The sequence below is a fragment of the Paenibacillus foliorum genome, from assembly GCF_013141765.1.
GTDB lineage: Bacteria > Bacillota > Bacilli > Paenibacillales > NBRC-103111 > Paenibacillus_S > Paenibacillus_S foliorum.
Genome location: NZ_WHOD01000052.1, coordinates 220,002 through 240,938 on the forward strand (window position 1 = coordinate 220,002; position 20,937 = coordinate 240,938).

Consider the following 20,937-nt stretch of genomic DNA (forward strand, 5'->3'; position numbering starts at 1 on the left):
ATCCTGAATGGAGTCTTTGCAATTTATATAAAAAGCCCAAAATGGCGGGTAAAGTGTACCCGCGCATCAGGGCTATTTGGATGGATCGATAGACGATCGATTATGCAGCTATTTTACCCACAGCAATGACCGGCGGATCGCTATGTTGCGACGAACTTCCATGTCGGAAGGGTCAGGATCAAGACTGTTCCACAGCTCAATATACATCTGGAGGATACGGCCATGCCGATTTATCCTTCAAATAGGGGAACAGATAAGATAGTCCTTAGCGGATCCTAAGTAAGGAAAGACGTTCGTTCTGATCGCTTGCTTTTGTTAGTTTCATCATGGTTTATTCATACTCCTTGCGTCGTTAAAAAATAAAATTGTCCCAGCCCATCAGCTTAGCCATAGCTTCTACATAGTAATAATCACCGTAAATCAGAGATACGTTGACATCCCTATCGATCGGCTTGTTACCTGTAGCTTCAAGCAATATGCCCTCGAATTCAGGCCGATCCAGCGTGCTATAATTTTGCGACAATGCTTGCATAATCGATTCTGCGGCTTTACGATACACCCTTCCTTCTTCAGCTGGCAACTGCTTTGCGATTTCCAGGAGACCCGATGCCCCGATGCTTGCGGCTGAAGTATCTCTTGGCTCTCCGTTTAAATCTGGAACGCGGAAATCCCAATGGGCGACGTAATCATCTGGAAGACAGCTAAGAAAATAATTCGCCGTACGCTTTGCGGCGTTCAAATATTTGATGTCCCCCGTGTATTTGTATGTATTAGCCATTCCATACAGAGCCCAAGCCTGCCCTCGGCTCCAAGAGGAAGTCGGCGAATACCCTTGACCCCCCACGTATTCCTTCACTTCACCCGTATCCGCTTCGAACACGGTAATGTGATGCGATGACCCGTCTTCGCGGAGAGTGTGCCGCAGCACCGTGTCCGCGTGTGCACGCGCGATTTGAGCAAATCTCGGATCGCCCGACTCTTGCGATGCCCAAAACAGGATCGACAGGTTCATCATCGTATCAATGATCGAACCCCCGGGACGGTCCCCCTGATTTTGCGCCCTCAAAAAGCCTCCTGCCAAGTTAAAACGACCAGCTAAAATATTCGCTGCCTGTAATCCCCTGCGTCTGGCGTCAGCGTCACCCGTCAGTTTATATTTAATAACCGCCGTGCATAGAAACTGAAATCCTACGTCATGATGAAACCGATTCTCCCGCAAAAAACACTGTTCGATCCGTTCATCCCAAGACCATGCACCCTGACGATACGTTTCTTTGCCCGTCATATCGTATAAGATCCACATCATACCCGGCCAAAAACCGGAAGTCCACCAATCTAGGATCACATCGTCATAAACACCTGACACTGATGCATGAGGACATTTATCACCCATTTGCTCCATCATCCGATCCACTTTCGTTTGAATCTGACTCCACCATCCAGACCATGGTGCTTCCTGCATTCCTGTAAAGCTAGTCATCATTCCTTGTCTCCCCTCGTTATACGTTCGTTTCACAATCAATCATTACATGTCGCCTTTATGCTCATTGCGCAGCTTAAACGCTTCGGCAATTATTCTTTCTAATATTATAAAGAAACACATAAACCTCGGATATGGCTAATACTCACTTGTTTTTGTCATTCCTCACCTTTTACGCAAAAAAGCCTTCTTTCCGCATTTGCAGAAGGAAGGCCTATCTCACAATTCTCCACTCATTTAAAAAATCGTGCTCCAATATAATGTCCTTTCCAACCGCATTAAGTAATGAATCCCGATACTGGGACGGGGATAGACCTACTTGTTTTTTTAAAATTTTACTGAAGTACGGCAGCGTCCATCCTACCTTATCAGCTACTTCAGATATCGATAGTGACGTAAACTCAAGATATTCCTTGGATTTTTCCAAACGGATGGCTTGCAGAAATTGGATGGGCGTAATACCCGTTTTATCGTAAAATATTTTGATCAAATAGTTCCGATTAAAACCAAAATGCTTCGCTAGAAGATCAAGTGTAATTTTTTCGGCAAAGTTTGTTTTCAAATAGTGTACGAGTGGCTCATTATCATCTACCGAAGGTAATGCAGCGTAAGGGCTCGCGTGAACGGCAGCTCCGCTCAGCAGCAGGGAAACTAATGTGCTCTTGAAGCCTGCTTCGATCCGTAAGGGGTGAACGGACACCGGATTTCTCATCTGCTGAAGCGACATTTTATACCACTGCTTGATCTCCGTTAATTCCGTGCCCCTGCATATACAATACGGTTCAGCAGAGCCTAGGGCCTCCATGATTCTGGAGTCGGACAATCGAAATTTAAAATCCAGAGTTATCGTATCTCTCTTAAATTGAAAGCTGTGTGATACCCCACGCAATAACAAATACGCTGAGCCTTCCTTCATCGTGTAATGCTGCTCCCCAATGCATACCTCGCCATCACCAGACAAAATAACAAGCAACTGCTCATAATCATTATGCTGATGCGGCTCTACTCGACTGCTTGTTGAATAATCGATACGCGCTGTCCAAAGCAGTTGTAATTGAGAGTCCCTTAATTCACTCATATGCCCCGCTCCTAGGATCATCGTTATACTTGTTTCATAAATTATGTGAATCTATAATATACCACAAGCATGTTTATGATTATGCCAACACATGACGAAACCATTCATAAGCGAGCTTACCCGATATTTCATGCTCACCCTCGAATAGATCTAATTCCAAATTATCAACGGCATCCACTAAATGATAAATGTTTTGAAGCTTCTCATATGCCTCTTTAGTGGCGTGAACGGGGAAAATCGGGTCTCGCGTTCCCGCTTCAATGAGCAAAGGCTTAGGAGCGATCAGACTCAGCAGATCAGGCATTTCCGCAACAATTGACAATCCAGGGACGTAATTATCCACACAATGATGCATAGATAAAATACTGGCTTGGAAGGTGTTAGTGAACCCGCTTACAACAGCGGCAGAAATCCGATCATCTAAGGCGGTAGCAAATGAGCAAACAAGACCTCCACCAGAAATGCCCATACATCCTATACGCTCCGCATCAACATCTTCACGCGTAAGTATATAGTCCACACAACGCAACGTCTCAAAAACTCGATACCCCGCCATCGTTTGGCCTATTGCCAGGAGAAAGGTAGATAACCTATGGCAGGAGTTCATTGCCTGGGCGTCCTCTTGGAGCTTACGGTCTCCAAATCCAAACAATTCGGGCGCGATGGTAAGGAAACCTCGATTGACCAGTTCGACGGCAAAATTCTTTTGGTACCCTGGATTTCCCGTTTTTTTCGTACCATCGGGGTTTAAACCCACGATATCCTTACTACCGTATCCGTGACCGTGACAGGCGATAACTGCTCCAAGACGGCCTTTGCTTTCTTTTGGGATAAGGACATAGATGGGCATATAGAGTCGTGGATAGGTCTGAATTTGAATGCGCTGACGGATATACGTTCCGCAGTCCTCCGATTCAAGCAGAATCGGTGAAAGACTTGGCACCTCAACGGGAAAACCGCCTAGCCGTTCAACCAACTGTTTGCGTAAACGCCCTCTCCACTCCTCCCATTCCAGCTGCGAGTCCGCACGAAAGCTTTCAACGGGACGCATGCTTTCATATAAATGTTTAAGATACTCATCCGGGTTCCACACAAAAAATCCCTCCTACGATTTGTAATCGAATTCATACTTCATATGAACATCCCTTATAACTAGTAGTGTACCTCATGTGCAATCTCTGTGTCCAAGTTATCTAGGTGCTATTGATACCTCACAGGTGGGTTCTCATACAAAAAGCTAGAAAGCCACAGCAGGGAACTATCCTAATATATCGAATAAATGATCATATAGAAGCAGAACACAAGTTGAGGTGAAAGTAGGGGAGCGGAATGATGGATAATTGGGCGTTCAACCATTTGACAGCCAACAAGACGAAAGACGGATGGAAACCCTTACGGTTCACAGAAGATCAGTTGAAAGAACATGATAAACGCGACGTTCATAGTTTACGCAGTCGATGTCCTGCAGGTGTAGGGCTTACCTTTCGGACTGATGCTAACTGGATTCGTTTATCGTATACGATCATCGATAAGATAAGAGAGTTTGCTTATTTTAATTTATTTGTCGATGGTATTTGGATCTCAAGTGAAGGTTATGAACAGGTAAACTTAGGCTCACATGTGAGTACTTTTGTATTGCCGGAGTATGAGGGCATGCGCTCGATAGCCATTTATTTGCCGCATACGGCAGATCTTGTGCTTCATGATTTGGTGTTTTCCCCAGAGTCTGCAGTGGAATCAATTCCACCCCGGAAGCATCGGATACTCTGCTTGGGGGATTCCATCACACAAGGCTTACATGCCAAGCACCCTGCCAGTACATACCCTGTACTGATTTCAAATTTCTTGGATATGCAGTTGTTGAATCAAGGCGTGGGTGGAACTATTTTTAATGCAGCATCTCTGGATATCCATTTACCCTATTTACCGGAACTGATCACTGTTGCTTATGGAGTTAATGATTGGGTACAATGTAACACCATGGCTGAATTTCGTGAAAATTGCGCGAGCTATATGAAGAAATTAGTTTCCATATTTCCCGCAATACCGATCTTCGTGATAACGCCCATATGGACACAGAACATACACAAGCAACGCGACACTGGTTCATTGCCAGACATAAGTAAAGTGATCGTTGAAGAGTGCAGCCCCTTTCCCACTGTACGCATAATTGATGGGCTAACCTTAGTTCCACATCTCCCTTCTATGTTCAATGATAACGTACATCCCACAGACGAAGCCTTTCTTCATATGGCTATGAATATCCTTAGGAATTTCGGTACTTAGTTCCGTAATTTCGTTGGATTTCGCACATTTATCATCGGAATATGAATATACGAGACCGCTTACATAAATTAATATCAAGCTAGGATTGAATTTCTTTTCAGAAAGGAGCACTCGTGCAAGTGATAACAACTCATTCTATTAAGGAGGAGATTTAAATGAAAAAGATATTAAGCTTATTAACCGTATTATTGGGTTTTTCAGTTATTTTTTCGCTTAGTGTGTTCGCAGAAGCACCTGGACGGCCACTTGTTGAGGGCATTACCCCTACCAGCACCACGAACAAAACCTTGAAAACAAGCGACCATCAGCTTATTCGCGCCGGTGTTGGCTGGTATGGAAAATGCTGGCCGAACAGTCCTAATACTGTACTTCTCGAGGACGAGAATTATTGGAAAAGAGCCAAAGCCGCCGGATTGAATGCGATTCGCGTTACGAACTGGGATGAACGCGGATATGTTAATGATGCTTCTTTAAATGATACAAGTAATTGTACTTATTTGAATGATAACCCCCATGGTGGTGCTGAATACAATGGAGCTTGGACGATTGATGGAAATTTAAGGCATTTGACTATAATGGTCAACCATGCTGCAAGAAATGGCATGTACGTCATTATCACACCAGGTGATGCACCGGGAAGTTATAGCAAACCATATTTAGAAGCATTCTGGACTAAAGCAGCAGCAAAATTCGCAGGTGAAACACATGTTATTTATGAAATTACCAACGAGCCGGTCAATTTCAACGCAAACAACTATGACGATGCTACTCATCCTAATACTACCGGAAACCTAGCAGATATTTATAAAATTATGAGAAAGGCCGCACCAGATACACCTATCCTGAGTCTTACGTTTGCTGTCGCCAAAGAGAGTATGAATCCCGTAGTTACCAGATTTACTCAAAAAGTCAATGAAGGTACGACTGGTAATGATAGGCCGCTTATTTGGTCAAACAATAAAGATTTGGTTTCCTTCCACACTTATAATACGGATGATATGGTCACTATAAACGCCCTTAGAGCCGTTTATCCAGTCATGAATACGGAATGGAGCTATTTCGGCGACACTTCAGTTAAAAAAATTGATGGTAAATTGTTTCATGGACAAAATCTAGAGCAAGCTGATCTACCTGAGCAAGGCGGCGGAATAAGCTGGATAAATTTCCGCGCAGGAAGAGACGATTCCGAGTTTGTTCCAGATTTCTATAAGTTTGTCAACGATGCTAAATTCAAAAACTACTTTTGGAAACCAAGCTCTCTTATAGATGATTCTTTAAGTGATCTTACCAAAGTACACTTCTCTACTAACATGCAAATAACTCCAGCATGCTCGCCAGCCAATTGCAACAATTTTGAAGGAGATGCTTATAGGGCCACACTTATTACTGGTCAAGGTACAGGGTATATCACTTATAAAGCACCAGGGGTTGGAAAATTTAAAGCTCATATTTATTCCAATAACAATTTCACCACCGGCACCAACCAAACGAGCGGCATCAAATTTTACGTATCCGGCAACAATGTAGACTGGGAAAATATAAATGTAACGAAATCAACGCCAGTCGCTACAGCAGCTGGTTGGAAAGTAGCCTATTATACCCCTACGGCCCCTTTGCCTGTCGGTACCGAATATATCAAGGTTGAACTAACCCAAACACCCAACTTTGCTAACCAAATCGCTGATATGCAAATAACTTATTGGCCGTGATCATGTGGATCAAGGACTGATTATCCATTTCCACTGATATTATAAAAAAGAGCTTGAGGTTCAGCCTCAAGTTCTTTTTGTATATCGAATTAGGTTCATCCGCAACAAAGATCGGGTGAAGCAGGTCAGATGAACCCGTGGCGAACATATTGCTCCTCAGGAGCTTGGGTTTCCTTCATGGCTTGAATCATTTTCCCCGCCATCTCCGCTTCTGGTGTAGAATCACTTATAAGCTTTGTTTGAAAATAGCCATTTATACCGTCTTTCTTGGCAAAACCGTGTGCCCCTGCTCCGGTCCACACCATTGCTGGCGATATTGCGTTGGACTTAAACCGCAAGCCTGCTTATACCAAATGCTAAAGTGTCTTTGATCGTCAAAGCCTATCGACTGCCCTATCTCTCTGATCGCCTTGTTTGTTGACAACAGTAGCTGCGAAGCATATTCGAATCGTTGCTGCTGTATATATTTCATTGGACTTATCCCCAGTGATTTGCGAAATAACAGCTGGAACTGGCTCTGGCTTAGAAAGGAATGGTCGGCCAATATCTTAATCGTTAGCTTCTCTGCAAGATGCGTATCGATATAACTGCAAGCGCGATTGATTCGTTCATCAATAACATTAGGCAGACCATGCATGACAGGTATGACAGGCATGACGTTCTTCATGATGATCTCCAGCCATTCTGAAAGTATCGCGTTAATACGAAGATTTATTAGCGTTTGATGCACATTCAACATTTTAAATTGCGATTCATCATAAGTGGGGTCATCTGTTGTTATAAACTCATGCAGGAGGGATCTCCCACTAACATCCAATTGATACCATAAACGCTGGATTTGTTCCCAATCCTCTGAATCCATAACCGTCGAAACGACAGGAAATCGATACCAATCCAGCAAATTGAATGAACCGATTTTAAAATCACAACCAACGACTAAATACTCCATATCCTTGTCACCTGTGATACTTAAATCCGTTCTTTGGCAGTGAGGAGGGATACAAACCAAGTCTCCCTCTGACAGTTCGTAGGTTATGTTATTGATACTTAGCTCCCTATTCCCTCCAAGAATGATCCAAAAAATGCTATGAGGATTAGAAGGTCTGCTGACATGCATAAGCTGAGGTGAATATTTGTAATGATCAGACCAACGAAGCTTTACCGATATTTTGTCCATATGATTAGGAAAGTTTAATGATGTAATGTTAACCACTCCTTTCACGCTTATAGGGCTGTCATTTCGTTAAAATGTGGATCAAGGACTGATTATCCATTTCCACTTTGGTTGAACTTCGCTGAAAACTATCTTTGCTATCCTTATAAAAAAGAGCTTGAGGTCCAGCCTCAAGTTCTTTTTGTATATCGGATTAGGTTCATCCGCAATAAAGATCGAGTAAAGCAGGTCAGATGAACCCGAGGCGAGCATATTGCTCCTCTGGTGCTTGGGCTTCCTTCATGGCTTGAATCATTTTTTTCACCATCTTCGCTTCCAGTACAGAATCTGTTAGCGGCTTTGTTTGGAAATAGTCATTCTGAATATCGAACAATACCGTCTTTCTTTCCAATGCTTTATGGCCTAATTCCGGCCCACTGCCCCCAGCAGGGAATTTGAATACAGGATAATTCGTATGAGGAAGAAACCTGCCGCTTTCCACTTCGTTCATATCAGGCCTTCTGGTAAAGCTGCGAAAGGCTGTCGGCAATGCCGTATACAGGTTGCAAGGCTGATTATCCTCTCGCGCTGCTGTACGAAGGTAAGTATACATCCCATCTGTCATATTAATGTCCATACCGAAGTAGCCATACAAAGCCACATCACGGATTCGATCAGTACGATGCTCTAGCAACTCCATTAGGGTATGGCCTTGAACTTCTTGCGGTATGGAGATGCCGAAATGCTCCAGCAGCGTAGGCATCAGATCTATATTTTGCGTAATCGCGTCGATCCGCTCTCCTGCTCCGCGGTTATTGGGAAGATGGACCATTAGCGGAAGATGTGCCAATTCGTTATATACGCTCATCACATTTTTCCCCAGGCAATCATGTTCACCAAGCAGGAAACCATGATCGGTAGTCAAAATAACAAGGGTATCCTCCCATAGGTTATGCTGATCCATCTTATCGAGCAGCTTGCCAAACCAACGGTCCACCATCGTTAATGTAGCGGCGTACCGGTTGCGGAGATGCTCCGTCGCTTCAGGTGTCTCCGGATTCACGCCATAATTGGGCCAGTTATAGCGTGGACCCGTATACGTATCCTTATATAAATCCAAATACTCCTGCGGACAATCGAATGGCTCATGGGGGTCGAACGGTTCCACCATAAGAAAGAAATCATCCGCGTTATGATTGTTTTCCAGCCAGTCGCAAGCTGCTTGTAAAGTGCGTGGTCCTGGATAATCTTCTTCATTAACGAGTTTTTGCCGGTTTAATTCATATTGATTGTTAACCCGACCGAGATAAGAAGAAGGCAGCACGGCGGGTTTCACCCTGGACACCCACGGATCGAATTCTTGTCCCCGATGGAAGTCCCACGTTGTAAACGTCTGGCAATAATTTTCTCCACCAGTTGCGAAATAATGATAATGATCGGTAACGATATGGGAGAACACCCCATTCTTCGTCAATTGCTCCTGCAAGGTGACATCGAAAGGCTCCAGCCCTCCCCAGCCTCTCTCCAGGAAGCTTAGTCTTCCCGTGAATATATCACGTCTTGCCGGCATGCAAGGGAGGGAGCCCGACCAATGGTTGGTAAATACCGCACTCTTATGCGAAAATCGTTCAATATTCGGTGTTTGTACTAAGGTTTCAGGATTATAAACCGATAACGAATGCCTGTTTAAGGTATCAATCAATACGACAATGGCTTTCATGATTCTCCTCCTTTGCTTAAGGGCAGATTGCTGGACGAAGTGTCCAAGGAATCGTGAGACTGCATTAATGGAATAGCTATCGTCCAGGTCTTGGTCGCAGGGTTATCAAGGTCATAGACCCCTCCACAGTTTGCGGTGGCAGCATAGAAATGGGTAGGAATCCCGTCTTGGATGAGCAGTTGCGGCCTTTCGAGGGAACCTTGAACCGTTTCGGTATGATCATCCCATTGAACTCTGCGGGAATAAGCCATAGGGGGATTCGAAACCTCCCAATGAACGCCATCCGAGGATGTCGCATGAATACCGGCATGCATTTCACCGCAAATCCCGCCTTCCATATCCTTCATGATCAGCTGGAACCTTCCATCATGAAACCAGATATAAGGATCTTCCACATGATCCCCCATTTCATCAAACTGAAAGATCGGCTCCTCTCTCAGTCGCACATAGGGACCGCGATAGTGATCTGCTTTGGCAATGCCAAGCCGCAAACGATCCAATTGATCACCGGTCGATTTGTACACCAGCATCACACTTCCATCCGGTAGTACGCATGCCGCAGGATTGGTCGTCATAAGACCGTCCCATTTGCCGGTTCTCGGTTGAAGGATAGGTTCGTCAAATCGTTCCCATGGTCCTGTAATGGAATGGGAGACTGCTAATCCAACACGCTGATTGCGCCTGGCCTCTGCTGTTTTTTCATTGCCCCATATATCTTGAGAATGTACATCAGGCATCCCTCCACTGTAGGTCGTTCCGGTATAATACAGCAAATAAGTATCTCCGCTTTTGTGAATGGTAGGGTTATGCGTCATCATCCCATCCCAGAAGTCAGGACCCCGTGACGGGAGGATCACCTCTGCGAATTCAAAAGGGCCCTCTGGCGTATCTGAAACCGCACGCACGATTTCGGAATTGGTCACCCAGTAAGGCCAGAAGCTTACCTCCATCGACCATCTGGATGCGAACATATGATATTTGCCATCCTCACCTTGAATGACGGAGCCGCACCAAATCCAGTAGTTATCCATTTCAAATCCCCCACCGACTGGGGCTGGCTGCATATTTTTAATAAAAGATTCCTTCATCGTTCAACTCTCCCTTCTGCTATTTCGTTATCCCCAATCAAAGGGCAGACTGCAACGCTCATCCATTATTTACTCCCTTACCATCACCAGCTCCGAGGCTCTCGATCTGCCGCTGCTCGAATTGATGCGCTGCTGCATTTTCCAGCTCAGGTGTACAAATTTTCCTCAGCTCCGCCTCCAATTCCTGCGCATGCCTAGGATGCTGTGTGAACACGTTGCACAGCTCATCGGGATCTTCAGCCAGTTGAAACAACTGATGCGGCGCATCCATGTTATAGATCAGCTTCCAATCACCTTTGCGGATCATGTAAGCACCCGAACGGGTGCCATGTCCATGATATTCAGAGAATACGATTCGCTCTGAATCGTTGTCTGGGATTTCCTGCAGCGGGGTTCCCACCCAATCTGCCGGTCTCGATGCGCCCGCTGACCAGAATAAACTCGCTTGCACATCCAGCAAATCAACCAGCGTTTCCACAATAGCACCCGCCCTGTAGTCAGGACCCATTGCCAGGCAAGGAACCCTGACAGAATCCTCGAACATGGAGCTTTTAAACCACATCCCGAACTTGCCAAGCATTTCTCCGTGATCGGAGACATAGAGCAAATTGGTAGTTTCCGCCAGCCCGGAACGCTCCAAATATTCGATAAGCCTTCCTAGCTGCTGGTCAACGAAGCTAACGTTACCATAATAGCCTCGCCTCAGCCCCCGTACTTGTTCTTCAGTGAATAGATCCCAGTTAAAGTGGTCGCGCAAATCTCTTGCGTAAGGATGATTTGCCGAAGCTTGCTCGGTGCCGTATTTGGGCAGATCACCCTCCGGGTACATATCCCAGAACTCCTGCGTATTCCACTGCGGAGGATGCGGGTTCACCACGTTCACCGTAAGGACCCATGGGCAATCGAGCTTAGGCGCCGAAGAAGCTAACCACTGTAAGGCCTGATCGACCTTCGCGATATCGTTGTCGAATGCATCCTCTCGAACGCCATAATTGTTCCCCTTTGCCTCTGCTCCGTGGCGAATCCCTAGCGGACTTCTTTGAATATTGACATCCCCAGGGAATTTGCGATCTCTGGGCTGAAACAGCTCCGAGAATCCCAGATTCTCGCCTCGGTCATACACATCCACTTTCCCGATATAAACGGAATGGACGCCTTGATCAGCTAAGACCTTGCCGTAGGTAAGCTGCTCTTTCTTCACATTCATGAGACAATTGTTATACGTCTGAAGCTCATGGACTCTCTTTCCTGACATGAATGAAGAGCGGCAAGGTAAACAAAGGGGAGACGGGCAATAAGCATTTCGATACATCGTCCCATACGCTGCCATTCGCTCCATATGGGGCGTTTGGATAAAAGGATGCCCGTATACAGAAGAAATCATTGGGTTATGCTCATCCGACATCAACAAGATCGTGTTAGCCATCAGCACTTCGCTCCATATGCCGGATTGAGCTCGACCGGCACCGGTGCTTGGACGGCTTCACGCCAATTCAGCATAAGCTGATACAGCTCTTCCGTCTGTTCCGGCAGCTCTTCAACAAGATTATGTTTCTCACCCATGTCCGTTTCCAGATCGTACAATTCCAGCTTTCGCAAATGTGCTGCCCCTCTCTCCGGAGAAGCAACCGTATAGACCCCATGGCGGGGTGTATACAATCCAGTCATCAGCGAAGCACGGGTTGGAGAGCAGTTCGGGTTGGCATAAGCGCTGTTGAATACCATTCCTTGTCCAGCCAATTGGTCCATACGAGGCGTTTCATAATAAGTGCTGCCCATAAATCCGACATCTTTCCAGCCTAAATCGTCAATTAATAGAAATACAATATTGGGTTTGCAGTGTTCCACGATGCTAGCCTCCCTTCTCTATGGTTTGAGAACATCTAGCTTCTCTATAAATATGGGGCTCGCATACATGAACCCGCCATCCCGCTGCATCGCCCGCAGGTAATAATGGGTCGTATGCTGCACCTTACCTAGCGGCACTAGCAGATCTACAATTGGAGAAGAGGAGGATGCGGACCACACTGTCCTGCCTTCTGAAATAATTTCAATGGATTGCAAAGGAGCCTCGGCATGGATTTGAATATGCGCTGTCATCTCCTCGCCTTCCGCAAGCTGAACATCGCCGCCCATCAATACGTCATTGATCGTGTACCAGACAATCGCCCGCGTATCGCAGACTGCCCAAGTACAACGGCTCCATAAAGCGTTGAATATATGACGTCGTTCCACGCGCTCCGTCCACACTCCGGTTAGAATGACACTTTTGGCGTTCTCATAGACAACACGTCCAGGCCAGCCCGTATGGTTATCAGTCCCACCTGTAAAACCTAATTTATGGCCGATCCTCAGCGCATCCTGTACAGAAGCGTTCAGGTTATGCGATAAGCCCCGCCAAACGTCTGTATAATCGTTTTTTTCCATATTACCGCGATTTTGCACGATTTCAACCAGCCGCCTATATTCGCGGGGCTCGGACCAGTTATATTGATGCCAGCCGGGAATACCTTCTTTTTTTAAAGTCGCATTACTGTTGGTATGATGGGGTATCGCAATAAAATCTTGAAACGTATCCAGCTGGCTTGTGGCCATTTCCAGGTTTTCAGGCTTGAATCCCGCTTTGCCGCCACGTACCGCTGGATGGTTCGGATCGGTGAAATAGTAATTTTCATGCCCACGATTCGTGGAATTCTCCCACCCATATAAAGTGGCGAAGCTATCATCATCATTATAAGAATCAACTACACACACGGTTTGATCCCATTCCAATCCGGCAGGATCGTGGTCGCTGGGAGCGGCAAAATTCATATTTAAATCGTCCCGCGCACATCTAAACGCTTCCATCATAGGGCGTCCGCCATCAGCGCCTGCTGCCTCCTCCGTATGCCAATGGATTTCACCGAATGCGGGAAGAAACCCCTGCTTCTCTCCAGTAAGAACCGGATTGCCTTTAACAACCAGATCCTCTCTATCAACGAGTCCGTTGGAAATATTCTCGTGGATCGATAATTCGTTCATTGGGATAAACACCGTCAAACACTCCACTTGCTCTGGCGCATCTAATTCAATGATTTCGGAGTGAAGCATAGTTACAGATGCAGAATCAGCCAGCCACGACCACCTGACCGTTACAGGCTTCTCGAAATGAGAGGGGTTCCCGTAGCGGTCTTCAGGAACTAGGCAAGTTCTTACCTTTCCATTAGCTCCAGCTATGGGATGCGAATACACAGAAAATCGTTCTACAGGTCCAGCTTGAACGCTTAGTCTGCATCCCTTTTCCATCTCTTTCAGCAGCGGATTGAGCTCTGTTCCTTTATCAGCCCAGATGGATAACGGTTCCCTAATCCAGATATCCAAATCCAAATCCATTGCGGCATAAAGAGAAGGAGTCGCCGTAAGCTTGATGGATATGGGCTCGCCTTTGCGTATCATCTGCAAGAGCCTTACTTTCAAAATAATGCGTTGTTTGCGATTCTGGAACAAATCAGGTCCGGCTTTGCTTACCGTTGGACTGAATAAAACCTCAGCATGCTCCATCTCAATATGATGAATCTTCCATTCATAATATTGGCGAAATAAACCGCCCCGAAGCTCCACTTCGGTCCCAGGAACGTAGTTTTTCTCTGGCAGCCAAGTCAATACATAAGCAAATTGCCGGTGTGCAGAACAATGCGCCTGAGCATTATTTGTAACATGCAGTCCCATATAGAAATCCCCTTTCAGGAAACTGTATCCGCTTCTACTATTCGTTTGTAATTATCGATACAAATGCTTGATTTCATCCCAATTCCGCTGGCCTGTATGAACCATCCGAGTCATCGTATTGCGGCTTTTAAGGCTTACTGCTTTGGATTTGGCAGTTGATGACTTTGTATGATATTGGTTGATATGGTCGATAAGCTGCTCTTGCAGCTGCAAACGAACGGTCGTATAAACTGGATCTGTGAAACAGTTATCCAACTCATCGGGGTCGTTAGCATGATCGTAGAGCTCGCCCTCCCCTTGGCCATAATAGACTAATCTGTACCGGTCCGTACGAATGGCATTTACATTAACCTCGTATCGTGGAGACGACCATTCACAAACGGTGTACAGCTTACCCGGCAAATTCTCCTCAATAACAGGCTTCAAGCTTCTACCGTCAATCCCATCCGGTATCGGCACTTCGCAAAGCTCGCATAACGTCGGGAACATATCGACGCTCTCCATAATGCCGGCCTTCATTAGCCCTGATGGTCCTCCAGGATACTTTAATATAAATGGAATCCGATGGATCGATTCGTAGATGCCAATATTTTTATTAACCATCCCATGATCCCCTGCAAAATCGCCGTGGTCGGAGGTGAAGATAATAGTCGTGTTATAGTATTCTCCCGTCTGCCTCAAATGATCGAGCACTCTTCCTATCTGCTCATCAATTCGAGTAATCAGGCTGTAATAAAAAGCAAGCTGTCGCCTTAAGTCAGCTTCACTCTCCGGGATATACGGCATGCCTCCAAAAGTGTCTGCAAGCTTTCTCATTATTTCCGGTTTTCCTGCAAATTTACGTTCGAACAGGTCAATCACTCCGCTCGGTAGCTGGATGGAGTCAGGATCGTATAACAAACCACTGTCAAATGGAACCGTATAGGGCTCATGAGGACGTTGGAAGCTCATATGGGCAAAAAACGGGCGCCGTTCATCTCTATTCTTTAAAAACTGCAGCGTCTCATCACCTGTCCAAGTTTCCAAGGAATGCTGCTCCGGTATCATCGATTCAAAAGCACGAACACGACTGCCTGGATGCTCAGGCTTCATCGTACCCAAGTCATATAAGTTCGCAATACCAAGATCGTGCAAGTATTTAAAATAGTGATTCTGCAACGGATCATTGCGGTCACAGTCACACAAATCACAATAACGTAAATATTCAAACCCTTCCCGGTCCCATGCACCGATCATATGAGACTTGCCAATCAGTGCTGTTTGATAGCCCGTACGACGAAACATTGCTGATAACGTATGCTCATTGCGGTCGTTCATTTCGTAAATATCGTTACCCAGTATGCCATGTGTATGTGGGTACTGTCCTGTAATAAATGTTGTTCGGGACGGGGCGCATATTGGATTATTACAGTAAGCCTGCTTGAACATGACGCCCTCATGGGCAAGTTGATCCAACTGTGGCGTCCGAACCTGCCTCCCTGCAATACCCAGACAATCAGCGTGAAATTGGTCTGCCATAATATAAAGCACATTCGGTCGCGTGTTCATTGTCAGCCCTCTTTCCGTATGTTATTGCGTTATTGCATTCAGTCCTCGCTTCGGCATCCTTCGCCTACTCCATAGGCGGGTCACCTAATTCAGGCAGAGGCCACAAATTACTGGGCCCTCTGATAGAATTGAATTGGCTCTCCATCCGAGCTGCAACTTCAGGATAGTCCTCGGCTCTATTGTTCGTTTCCGCTGCATCGTCATTCAATTGGTACAGCTCAAGCTTACCTTTGCTTCCAATACGAATAGCCTTCCAGCCTTCGCTTACATCCAACAAAGCCTGCCTGCTCTTGCGGATCGGTCCCATATTGATAAACTCCCAATACAGCAGCGTATGCTGCCTTTGGCCGTCTTGGTTAAGCAGCGTCGGCACCATCGATATGCCATCAATTCCTGCGGGCGTAGTGCCGCTGGCCAACTCCGCTAATGTAGGCATAAAGTCTTGAAATGCGCTTACATGCTCGCTCACACCTGGATGTATCGTCCCAGGCCATCTTACTAGAAGCGGCACATGAATGCCTCCATCGTAAACATCCCGTTTCATGCCACGAAACGGTCCCGAACTGCGAAAGAAACGAACCATGTCCGCAACTTCGCGGTTGTATTCGCTGCCAGGTCCGTGATCACTCGATAAGATCACCATCGTCTCGCCATCGATATTCAGCTCCTTGAGCATATCAATCAGCTTGCCGATATCCCGATCCATCCGTGTAATCATGGCTGCATAATTACGATATTCTTCCGGCCAATCCATAGAGCTGTAAGGAGCATCATCCGGCGGATTATAAGGATTGTGAGGTAGCGTGTAAGCGAGGTACATAAAGAAAGGCTGATCGCGCTTCCGCTGCACCAAGGCAAGCGCCTCCTCGGTAAACAAATCGTGGCTATATGCCCCTGTGGGCAGCTTTACTTGCTGGTCATTACACCACAGGTGCTCAGGGTAATAGTTGTGCGCTGTTCTATGAGAATCATAGCCGTAAAAATAATCAAAGCCTTTAAGAGTCGGATATCCCGTGCTTCCGGCTTTGCCGAGTCCCCATTTCCCGATGCATGCCGTTTCGTAGCCTGCTTCCTTCAATACTTCAGCAAGGGTCGTGTCCTCTGGTCGTAACGGTTCATCATTGCCTTGCGGTGGATTCCCTTTGATATAGCCGTTTCCTTGGTGCTGGCCTGTCATTAAACAAGCCCGTGAGGGACCGCAAACCGGTCCCCCCGAGTAATGTCTGGCAAACCTCATGCCTTCTGCTGCCATCCGGTCAAGACATGGCGTCTGAATGAGTGTTTGCCCATAACAGCCTAAATCACCAAAACCAAGGTCATCCGCCAGTATGAATATAATATTGGGTTGTGACATACGACCATGACCTCCTTATGCTTTTCAATCAGCTACAATCTTTGTTTATTTTTTCTTTTTGGCATCGTAAGCCGTTTGGTAAATGGCTACAAGCTTATCCAAATTCATCGACTTTAATTGGCTTAAATACGCATCCCAGCCTTTGTCGATATCCATATCGCCAGTTACAAACCGTGCAAACATTTCTTCCACATAGGTTCCAATAGTTTTCGAATGGTCGACAACCTGCTTGCCTTGGTCGGCTTCCATGAACAACATTGGGATCAGCGTATCCGGTTTCTGTTTGTAAGGCTCATACAGGTCTTTGGTTGCTTCAAAGAGAATCAGTGGTAGCGGCTTTGGCGCCTTGGGATCAATTGCACTTGTGTAACGCTGGGAATCAGGAGTAGCGAATAGCCCCCGCTGTAACCAATTGTTATTGCTTTTTTCTTCAGCAATCGGAGCTAAAGTGGCAAATTCCGCCGGCTTTCCGTTGGCGCCCATTTCCCCTGGTAATGGTTTACGCCAGTTGAGGCCTTCTCCACCTTTTTGCAGCCTCCATGTCACATCGGGGTCATACAAGAAATCTGCCAATCTCATAGCCACCTCAGGATGCTTGGCTGCTTTGGTAATGATGAATTCTCCCGTACTCGTCGCGCTAGGCGTGTAAGGAGCAACCTGCAGCCCGCTTGGTCCTTTTAATGGTGGTACAGCGACATATTCAGACCATCTGTTGCTTGGTCCCCCATACTGGGTAATTTGCCCAGTACCCAGTGATGATGAAGAGCCCATAATCGGGATATTGGGGTTTTCTCCTAACGCTTTTAGCTGCTTTAAATTTTGTGTAAAGGCTTGCGGGTCAATCAACTTCTCTGCATACAGCTTATTTAAAAATTTCAGTCCTTCCTTCCAGCCCGGCTGGGTAAAGGATGGGGTGATCTTGCCATTATTCACGTACATATGCTGTGCATCATCAATGGAAAATCCGGATGTTGTATTCAGTGTAGGATTAAGGACAAAGGCGTTCATAATGAACTCATCCAGTCCCGTATGGTTGCCTTGGATAGAGCCTGACAACGGGATCTCATCCGCTTTCCCGTTACCGTTCGGGTCCTTCTCTTTGAATGCCTTCAATACATTGTATAATTCGTCGGGGGTTGTCGGCATCTTCAAGCCAAGCTTATCCATCCATGGCTTGTATAGCCAGAATTTCTGCCCCATCGAGCATTGATAGCAATCATTAACAATCGGTAACGAATAAATATTGCCATCCGGAGCTGTTATATCATCTTTAGTTGCCGGGAAGGCATCGAAAACATATTTCTTCGTATTTGGACCATATTGATCAATAAGCTTATTTAAGGGTATAAATACGCCTTGCTTCCCATAATTCAATTGCTGGGCACTTGTCACATGGAAATTCATGATCACATCGGGATAGTCACCGCTGGCCAAAACCACATTCAGCTTGACTGGTGATTCGGGTCCCTCTGGAGCAACCTGCCATTCAATATGAATATTCGTTTGCTCCTCCACCCATTTCGTTGCTGAGCTTGTTGCAAAATCGATATTCGGGCGACCTTCAACCAGAACCTTGAGCGTTGTCTTTTCTTTGGTTATCGGCAAAGTTCCTGCAGGCGTAACAATCGACTCCACTTTGGGTGGTGTTACACTCGTGGCAGGCTGCACTGCAGTTGAGCACGCGCTTAGCACTACAACAAACGTTAGTCCCATTAAACTCATTTTCTTCATGTATGAACCTCCATTGAAATTTAGATTACCTCTACACCTATACTGTTTAGCTATCAGTTTCTAGGATCCACTGCAGCTGTATGCCGCTTGGACCGCCATACTTATTCGTGTCAGCCCTTCAGTGATCCAATCATCATTCCTTTAACAAAATGCTTCTGCACGAACGGATAGATCAGCATTAGGGGGAGCGTAGAGACAACAATTAATGTATATTTTAATACATCGGTCATTCCATCCAGCTTGGCGGCATCAGTAACCTGGTCAAGCATATCCGGGGTAACTTGGCTCAGTACCAGAATCTCCCTTAAGACAAGCTGTAAGGGAAACAATTTAGCATTGGATAAGTAAATCATTGCTTGAAAGTAAGTGTTCCAATGGTTTACTGCATAGAATAGCGCATTGACCGCTATGATCGGTGCAGAAAGGGGGATCGCCATGCGAAATAAGAATCGAAAGTCGCTGCATCCATCCATCTGTGCCGATTCGAGCATTTCGTGCGGTATGGTAGTTTTAAAATAAGTTCTGGTAATAATCACGTTCCACACAGCCAAGGCCCCGGGAATAATCATTGCCCATCGCGTGTTCACCAGCCCGAGCTCTTTCACGATCATATAAGTCGGAATTAATCCTCCATGAAAAATCATCGTAAATACGAATAAGGACATAAATATATTTCTCCCAAAAAAATCCGACCTCGACAGCGGATAGCCTGCCAACAGTGTAAATGCAATGTTAACCGCCGTACCAATGGCCGTGTAATAAAGGGAGTTGCCGAAGCCAATCCACACCTTCTTATACTCAAAAACCTTGTAATATCCCTCCAGGCTTATTTCCACCGGCCATAACCAAACTCTTCCCGCTCCTACTGCTACAGGCGAGCTCAAAGAATTGCTTAATACGGCAACGAGCGGATAAAGAACAGAAACTGTAAAGAGGGTTAGAATTAAATAGTTCATGATAGTAAAAACCCTGTCGCTCCCTGTTTCAACTATTCGTTTAGCTTTCATTGCGCATCTCCTTATTCTTTACCATAAGCTTTCCTGCTTTAATTTGCGGGAAATTTGATTCACTGCAACAAGCAATACAAGCCCTACCACTGATTTAAAAAGTCCGATGGCCGTCGAGTATGAAAAGTCAGCCGCAGGTGAAGCCAGACCGATCTTATAGACGAGGGTATCGATCACTTCAGCGCTTCTGATATTCAATGGATTCTGCATCAGCAGCACCTTTTCGAAGCCCGTATCCAGAATGTGCCCAGTGTTTAGTATGAGTAAAATCATAGCTAAGGGCATAATTCCTGGTAAATCAATATGCCAGGCTCTGCGCAATTTGCTGGCACCTTCAACGACCGCCGCTTCATGCAGCATAGGGTCAATTCCCGCTAGCGCGGCAATATAAATAATACAGCTAAATCCCAATTTTTGCCAAAGTCCTGACCAAACTATAATAGATTGAAAATATTGAGCTTCGCCCATAAAATTAATAGATTCCATTCCAAGAAACTGCAAGAATACGTTTACAATTCCAGTTCTCGGTTCAAGCAACTGCATAATAATACCTACAATGATAACAATCGATATAAAATGCGGCGCGTAGGTGATCATTTGCACCCATTTTTTGAAACCTTGATGATTGACGTAATTCAAGCTGATTGCGAGTATAATCGGAAACGGAAAACCTACAATTAATTGGTAAAGACTGAGACCCAATGTGTTTTTTAATACCCTACCAAATTCATTCGAACCAAAAAAACGTTCAAAATTTTTGATGCCAACCCAATCGCTCCCCCAAATTCCTTTCGTAAACGTGTAATCACGGAAAGCGATCTGTGCATCAATCATTGGAATGTACTTGAAAACAATAATATAAAGCACAGGTAAAAAGATCATGACATACATCTGCCAGCTTTTTCTCATTTGAAGCCACACTGACTTTTTTCTAACAGGCCTTTTCATGTGTAGTACAGATTCCGTATGTGTGTTAATCGCTTTCATTTTTGTTTCACCCCCTCTTTTCGCAAGTATAGATTTACAGGATCAGGAGCGTCAATATGAAATGCACGACTGCATATGCAACGGTCAG

The 20,937-nt window shown here is 45.6% G+C and carries 17 protein-coding genes; 2 read left to right on the top strand and 15 right to left on the bottom strand.

What is annotated here, in order from left to right; genetic code table 11:
* Nucleotides 1-352: 352 nt before the first annotated feature.
* From GC093_RS12895 to GC093_RS12905, 3 genes are all read right to left on the bottom strand, one after another.
* Nucleotides 353-1,480: a glycoside hydrolase family 88 protein gene (locus GC093_RS12895; RefSeq protein ID WP_171652303.1), complete on the bottom strand. Its 1,128-nt coding sequence runs from the start codon at nt 1,478-1,480 to the stop codon at nt 353-355.
* A 214-nt stretch (nt 1,481-1,694) separates the two neighbouring features.
* Nucleotides 1,695-2,558, bottom strand: a complete 864-nt coding sequence (locus GC093_RS12900) for an AraC family transcriptional regulator (protein WP_171652272.1) — start codon at nt 2,556-2,558, stop codon at nt 1,695-1,697.
* 79 nt (nt 2,559-2,637) lie between these two features.
* Complete coding sequence (locus tag GC093_RS12905) at nt 2,638-3,651, bottom strand: alpha/beta hydrolase family protein (protein ID WP_171652273.1); 1,014 nt, start codon at nt 3,649-3,651, stop codon at nt 2,638-2,640.
* A 236-nt stretch (nt 3,652-3,887) separates the two neighbouring features.
* Here GC093_RS12905 and GC093_RS12910 point away from each other — a divergent pair, with 236 nt between their 5' ends.
* On the top strand, nt 3,888-4,844 hold the full coding sequence (locus tag GC093_RS12910; protein WP_171652274.1) for an SGNH/GDSL hydrolase family protein: 957 nt from the start codon (nt 3,888-3,890) through the stop codon (nt 4,842-4,844).
* A 155-nt stretch (nt 4,845-4,999) separates the two neighbouring features.
* Nucleotides 5,000-6,553 (top strand): cellulase family glycosylhydrolase, encoded by a 1,554-nt coding sequence (locus tag GC093_RS12915; protein ID WP_171652275.1) that lies wholly within the window; start codon nt 5,000-5,002, stop codon nt 6,551-6,553.
* Between the two features lie 125 nt (nt 6,554-6,678).
* Here the strand turns inward: GC093_RS12915 and GC093_RS35490 are convergent, their stop codons facing one another.
* The 12 genes from GC093_RS35490 to GC093_RS12970 all read right to left on the bottom strand — a co-directional run bounded on the left by GC093_RS35490 (nt 6,679) and on the right by GC093_RS12970 (nt 20,849).
* Entirely contained in the window at nt 6,679-6,858 is a 180-nt protein-coding gene (locus GC093_RS35490; protein WP_216624617.1) for a hypothetical protein, read from the bottom strand.
* Entirely contained in the window at nt 6,807-7,730 is a 924-nt protein-coding gene (locus GC093_RS12920; protein ID WP_171652276.1) for a helix-turn-helix domain-containing protein, read from the bottom strand. The genes GC093_RS35490 and GC093_RS12920 overlap by 52 nt, the downstream gene beginning before the upstream one ends.
* Nucleotides 7,731-7,956: 226 nt before the next feature.
* Nucleotides 7,957-9,426 carry a sulfatase gene (locus GC093_RS12925; RefSeq protein WP_171652277.1) on the bottom strand — a complete coding sequence of 490 codons (1,470 nt, stop codon included), beginning with the start codon at nt 9,424-9,426 and terminating at the stop codon, nt 7,957-7,959.
* A complete protein-coding gene (locus GC093_RS12930) occupies nt 9,423-10,514 on the bottom strand; it encodes a glycoside hydrolase family protein (RefSeq protein ID WP_216624612.1) in 1,092 nt (363 codons plus the stop codon). The genes GC093_RS12925 and GC093_RS12930 overlap by 4 nt, the downstream gene beginning before the upstream one ends.
* A 58-nt stretch (nt 10,515-10,572) precedes the next feature.
* Nucleotides 10,573-11,940, bottom strand: a complete 1,368-nt coding sequence (locus GC093_RS12935) for a sulfatase family protein (RefSeq protein ID WP_171652278.1) — start codon at nt 11,938-11,940, stop codon at nt 10,573-10,575.
* Nucleotides 11,940-12,362 carry a sulfatase-like hydrolase/transferase gene (locus GC093_RS12940; RefSeq protein WP_216624613.1) on the bottom strand — a complete coding sequence of 141 codons (423 nt, stop codon included), beginning with the start codon at nt 12,360-12,362 and terminating at the stop codon, nt 11,940-11,942. The genes GC093_RS12935 and GC093_RS12940 overlap by 1 nt, the downstream gene beginning before the upstream one ends.
* 18 nt (nt 12,363-12,380) lie before the next feature.
* A complete protein-coding gene (locus GC093_RS12945; RefSeq protein ID WP_171652279.1) occupies nt 12,381-14,222 on the bottom strand; it encodes a DUF3604 domain-containing protein in 1,842 nt (613 codons plus the stop codon).
* 51 nt (nt 14,223-14,273) lie between these two features.
* Nucleotides 14,274-15,770, bottom strand: coding sequence for a sulfatase family protein (locus GC093_RS12950; RefSeq protein ID WP_171652280.1), 1,497 nt, complete (start codon nt 15,768-15,770; stop codon nt 14,274-14,276).
* Between the two features lie 64 nt (nt 15,771-15,834).
* Nucleotides 15,835-17,124: an arylsulfatase gene (locus GC093_RS12955; protein ID WP_171652281.1), complete on the bottom strand. Its 1,290-nt coding sequence runs from the start codon at nt 17,122-17,124 to the stop codon at nt 15,835-15,837.
* A 45-nt stretch (nt 17,125-17,169) separates the two neighbouring features.
* Nucleotides 17,170-18,855, bottom strand: coding sequence for an extracellular solute-binding protein (locus GC093_RS12960; protein WP_171652282.1), 1,686 nt, complete (start codon nt 18,853-18,855; stop codon nt 17,170-17,172).
* A gap of 110 nt (nt 18,856-18,965) precedes the next feature.
* Nucleotides 18,966-19,862, bottom strand: coding sequence for a carbohydrate ABC transporter permease (locus GC093_RS12965; protein WP_171652283.1), 897 nt, complete (start codon nt 19,860-19,862; stop codon nt 18,966-18,968).
* An 18-nt stretch (nt 19,863-19,880) separates the two neighbouring features.
* Nucleotides 19,881-20,849, bottom strand: coding sequence for an ABC transporter permease (locus GC093_RS12970; RefSeq protein ID WP_246314162.1), 969 nt, complete (start codon nt 20,847-20,849; stop codon nt 19,881-19,883).
* Between the last annotated feature and the right edge of the window lie 88 nt (nt 20,850-20,937).